This is a genomic window from 'Chrysanthemum coronarium' phytoplasma, from assembly GCF_000744065.1.
In the GTDB taxonomy this organism is placed as follows: Bacteria; Bacillota_I; Bacilli_A; order Acholeplasmatales; family Acholeplasmataceae; genus Phytoplasma; species Phytoplasma asteris.
The window spans coordinates 1-5513 of sequence record NZ_BBIY01000037.1 but is presented as its reverse complement, the minus strand read 5'-3'; the positions used below and the strand labels follow the sequence as shown (position 1 = coordinate 5513).

2 protein-coding genes and 1 pseudogene are annotated in these 5513 nt (G+C 28.4%); all 3 read left to right on the top strand.

Annotated features, from left to right (window positions below; genetic code table 11):
- The first annotated feature begins 280 nt into the window (after positions 1–280).
- On the top strand, positions 281–3199 hold the full coding sequence (gene uvrA, locus OYV_RS02395) for an excinuclease ABC subunit UvrA (RefSeq protein ID WP_042068108.1): 2919 nt from the start codon (positions 281–283) through the stop codon (positions 3197–3199).
- 669 nt (positions 3200–3868) lie between these two features.
- Positions 3869–5161 (top strand): trigger factor, encoded by a 1293-nt coding sequence (gene tig / locus OYV_RS02390; RefSeq protein ID WP_042068107.1) that lies wholly within the window; start codon positions 3869–3871, stop codon positions 5159–5161.
- A gap of 86 nt (positions 5162–5247) precedes the next feature.
- Positions 5248–5513, top strand: a pseudogene (locus tag OYV_RS02385) (endopeptidase La); the annotation flags it as partial.

The following is a 5513-nucleotide window of genomic DNA, read 5'->3' as shown; positions in this document are numbered from 1 at the left end:
TTTATTTACTTTTTTATCTTTAATAAATGGATTCCAAAAAAAAATTCCTTTACTCTCCTTTTAGTTTTTAGGGAATAAAAAACTCCCTTACCTTTATTTCACTCTTTTTTTTGCAAGTTTTTTGCTCATTTTCCATTACTTTTCTCATCTTTTATATCATTTTCTTATCTTTTCTTACTTTTTGCTAATCTTTTTTGTTATAATTAACAAAGAAATTATTATTTATAAATAATATATATAATCCGATATAAATATAAAGGAATATATTAAAGGAATTAAAATGAAAACCAATAAACATCAATTTATTAAAGTTCGCGGAGCTCGTCAAAATAATTTAAAAAATATTAATATCGATATTCCCAAAAATAAATTAGTTATTATAACAGGATTATCAGGTTCTGGCAAATCTTCTTTAGCTTTTGATACTTTATATCAAGAAGGAAAAAGAAGGTATGTAGAATCATTAAGTGCTTATGCTAGACAATTTTTAGGTAGTTTTGAAAAACCTGATGTAGATAGTATTGAAGGTTTGAGTCCTTCTATTAGTATTGACCAAAAAACAACTTCTAATAATCCTCGTTCTAATGTGGGAACTATTACAGAAATATATGATTATTTAAGATTAATTTATGCCAATATTGCAGTTCCTTTTCATCCTGAAAAAAATATTGTCTTAGAAAAACAAACCAAAGAACAAATGATTACTAAAACTAATCAAATATTTTCCAACCAACTAATATTAATCCTTGCTCCTATAATTGAAAGAAAAAAAGGTACCCATCAAAAAACCTTAGAAGCTCTTGCCAAAGATGGTTTTAATAGAGTAATGATTAATGATACTATTTATTTAATGGATGATATTCCTTCTTTATCAAAAAATCAATATCATAATATTTATGTAGTAATTGATCGTTTTGAAGTTAATTCAGATAATCAAACTCGTCTTTTTGAAGCCTTAGAACAAGCTCTAAATTTAGCTCAAGGAAAAGTTTTTATTATGAATTATCAAAGTAAAAATAGTAATGATAGTAATAAGAATGAAAACAACAATAAAAACCATCAAATATTAAAACTAAATTGCAATTATCATTTAGAAGGCATTAATTTTGATATTCCCTTGCGCGAATCAAGACTTTTTTCATTTAATACTCCTTTAGGAGCTTGCCAAAGTTGTAAAGGGATTGGAAAAACAGCAGAAATTGATTGCGATATGATTCTAGATTATGAAAAACCATTAAATAAAGGTGCAATTTTAATTTTTAAAAGTAATAATGAATATAATAATTTTGCTAGCAAAGAACAAGAATTAAAAGCTGTATGCAATCATTATCAAATTGATATGACCGTTCCTTTAAAAAAAATAGATCCCCAAAAACTAAATATTATTCTTTATGGTTCGCCTGACCAAATTCCTTTAACGACTCCTTTGCGTTTTTCTCGTTTTTCCAAAAATACCACCACCAAAACTCTTAAATATGATTTTTTTGAAGGTATAGCTTCTATGCTTAAAAGACGTTTTGAAGAAACAACCAGCGAATGGCTCAAAAAATGGCTTTCTAATTATATGATGGAAAAAAAATGCAAAACATGCCAAGGACAAAGACTTAATCAAGGGGCTTTACTTTTTAAAATTAATAATAAAAATATTTATGAAATAACTGATTTATCAATTGAAAAAACCCTTGCTTTTTTCCAAAATTTAGAATTGTCCAAGGAAGAGACAAAAATTATTAATTTAGCTCTCAAAGAAGTTATTAATCGTCTTACTTTTTTAAAAGAAATTGGGTTAGGATATCTTTCTTTATCGCGCAGTGGAGCAACTCTTTCGGGAGGAGAAGCACAAAGAATTAGACTTGCTACTCAAATTGGCTCCCAACTTTCAGGAGTACTTTATGTCCTTGATGAACCTTCCATTGGATTGCACCAAAAAGACAACGATCTTTTAATTAAATCACTTCAAAAAATGCGAGATTTAGGCAATTCTTTAATTGTAGTAGAACACGATCATGATACAATGCTTGCCTCTGATTATTTAATTGATATTGGCCCTCAAGGAGGCATTTTGGGAGGGAAAGTACAAGCTTTTGGCACACCCCAAGAAGTAATGCAAAACAAAAACAGCCTTACAGGAAAATACTTATCTAAACAAATCCAAATTACAGTTCCCAAAACTAGAAGAAAAGGCAATAAAGATCATATTTTAGTTACCAAAGCTTCTAAAAATAATCTTAAATCAATTGATGTTTGCTTTCCTATGCAACAATTAATTGTAGTTACAGGCGTTTCTGGTTCGGGAAAATCTACTTTAGTAAATGATGTTTTACTTTATTGTTTACAACAAAAATACAGCAAAAAAAACAAAACTCAACAAAAAGATTTTAGTCATTTAGTAAACGATTTTAACAAAGTCAAAAAAATAGTTGAAATTTCACAAGACCCAATTGGTAAAACTCCTCGCAGTAATCCCCTTACTTATACTGGTGTTTTTGATGAAATTAGAGAACTTTACTCCAAAACTAAAGAAGCCCAAATGAAAGGTTATCAAAAAGGGCGTTTTTCTTTTAACATTAAAGGCGGTAGATGTGAGGCTTGTAGTGGCGATGGAGTTAAAAAAATATCTATGCATTTTTTACCAGATGTCTATGTTATGTGCGAAGCTTGTAAAGGGACTCGTTATCAAAAAGAAACTTTAAGCATCAAATACAAAGATAAAAATATTGCAGATATTCTTGCTATGAGTGTTGAAGAAGGGGTTTTATTTTTCCAAAATCATCCCAAAATTAAACATCAATTAGAAATTTTACAAAATGTAGGGCTTGGCTACATTAAATTAGGACAGTCCTCGCCAACTTTATCCGGAGGAGAAGCCCAACGAGTTAAATTAGCAAGCGAACTACACAAAAAAGTTATTCCAGGTGCTTTGTATATTTTAGATGAACCTACCACAGGACTTCATTCAGAAGATGTTAGACAATTGCTTAAAGTTCTTCATCAAATGACAGATCAAAAAGCTACTATTGTTGTAATTGAACATAATTTAGATGTAATTAAAAATGCTGATTATATCATTGATTTAGGTCCTGAAGGAGGAGCTTGTGGCGGATATGTAGTTGCAACAGGAACCCCAGAACAAGTAAGCCAAAATGAAAAAAGTTATACTGGTAAATATTTAAAAAAGATTCTTAACGAAGAAAAATAAATCCAAAATTTAAAGATGCAATCAAACTTTTAATTTAGATAAATCCCAACTAACTACATCCTAAACATTGGACTAATTAAAATCAATTTAACAATTTAAAAAACTAATATTTAAAAAAAATGCAAAATGGGCAAAAACAAAAACCACTTTTAAACTCACACCAACTCAGAAAGCAAAAATTACTAATAATTTCAAGAAATATTTAGTTATTATGGTATAATAAATAGTAGGAAAGAAAAGTAATTTACACAATTACAAAATTTATAAATGACAATTATTTTTCTACCACAAAATATTTATAAAAAAGATTAAATGAATTAAAAAAAGCTAAAAAATTAAACTAAATAAACCCGCGAACCCAAAAAACAACTTTTAATTTAGTTAAAAAAACTTAATTATAAATTATTTGCCAAATTGTAAAACAAAAAAGCAAAAACCCAACTTGTTTCCCCAAAAAACAATTAACACTAATTTAATTGGAATTTGCTTATATAATCAATATATAAATGAAAAAACTCATAATTATTTGCAACTATTTGCACCAATCAAACCAAATAACCCCCAACAACAATATTTTTTAGTTTTTATTGATGCTTCATAATCAAAATAAATAACACCCCAAAACATAAAACAAACCCCAACAAACCAAAAAAGGAAAAGGTATTAAAAATGGAAATTAAAAAAATCAACGATCAAAAAGTACAATATTTTTTTGAAGTTTCTTCAAAGGAATTAGAAACCCAACTGGCTAGTGCTTATGAAAAAATTAAACCAAAAGTAGAAATTAAAGGTTTTAGAAAAGGGCACGTTCCAAGAAAAATTTTTGAAAATCGTTTCGGTAAAGACAATTTATACTCCGATGCATTAGAAAATATCGTGCAAACCAAATATCAAGAAGTCCTACAAAAAAAAGATTTCGAAAGTATGGGAATGCCTCAAGTAATTGATTTAGACGAAAAAAAACTTAAAGATAATCAAAATTTTACTTTCGGACTGGAATTTATCGTTAAACCTAAAGTTACTTTAAAAAAATATTTAGGGTTAGAAATTACAAAAGACGATCTTGAAGTAACAGATTTTGAAGTGGAAGAAAAAATAAATTCCTTATTAGAAAAACAACCAACTTTGGAACCCAAAACCCAAAACGACTTTTTGGAATTAACAGACACTGCTATTTTTGATTTTGAAGGCTTTGTTGATGACAAACCTTTTGAAGGTGGCACTGCCAAAGATTTTAGTTTAGAAATTGGCTCTGGTCAATTTGTACCTGGTTTTGAAGACCAAATGTTAGGGATGAAACAAGGACAAACCAAAGACATTAATATCACTTTTCCAAGCGATTACCACCAAAAAAGTTTAGCTAATCAAAAAGCTGTTTTTAAAGTAACTCTACACCAAATCAAAACTAAAAAAATACCTCAACTAACAGATAATTTGGTAAAATCACTTAAACTTGCCAATGCTTCAACCGTAGAAGAATTAAAAAACAACACTAAACAAACTCTTTTAGCTCAAAAAAAACACAAAGACAAAGAAAACGTTGAAAAACAAGTAATAGAACAATTAGTTAAAAATTCCGAATTAGAAATTCCTCAAGAAATTGTTTCCCAAGAACAAATCCGCCTCCAAAAAGAATTTGAAGCACAATTAAAACAACAAAATTTAACTTTGGAACAATACAAACAATATTTAGGTATTGATGATGAAAAAATGGAAAAAGAATTCAGCCAACAAGCACAAAAAAACCTCCAATATCAACTTATTATGGAACAAGTTGCAGCCCAAGAAAAACTAACTATTTCCCAAGAAAAAATCGAACAACAATACCAAAACTTAAGTAACCATTACAAAGTTCCAGTTAATCAAATCAAACAAAACCTTCCTCACAAAAACCTAAAACATTCTCTTTTGATGGATGAAGCCTTAGAACTTGTTATTAATAAAGCTGTTGTTGCTAAATAAAATTTATTACCCCAACAAAAAATCACTCCACAACTTAAAAATGAAAAAGTTTAAAAGTTAAAAAAATATCGAAAGGATGAAAATATATGAAAACCAAAAGCAAAAAATTAAAATCCGATCTTTCTATGGATGCATTTGAAGATATTTTTCAAGAAATTCCTGAACAACTTCCAGTTGTGGTTATCAGCGAAGTAATGCCTATTCCAAATGTTGATTTTCGTATTGAAGTATCAGACAATTCTTATTTAAAAGCTTTAAAAGAGTCAGAAACTAACGCAAATTCTTTTGTTATTCTTTTAACTCAAAAAGATTTATCACCCAACAAACCCAAACTAACTAACCTTCAACGTTA

What these genes read in the sequence shown, in the direction of transcription:
- uvrA (WP_042068108.1), top strand. Translation starts at nt 281, where the DNA reads ATGAAAACCAATAAACATCAATTTATTAAAGTTCGCGGAGCTCGTCAA.
- tig (WP_042068107.1), top strand. Translation starts at nt 3,869, where the DNA reads ATGGAAATTAAAAAAATCAACGATCAAAAAGTACAATATTTTTTTGAA.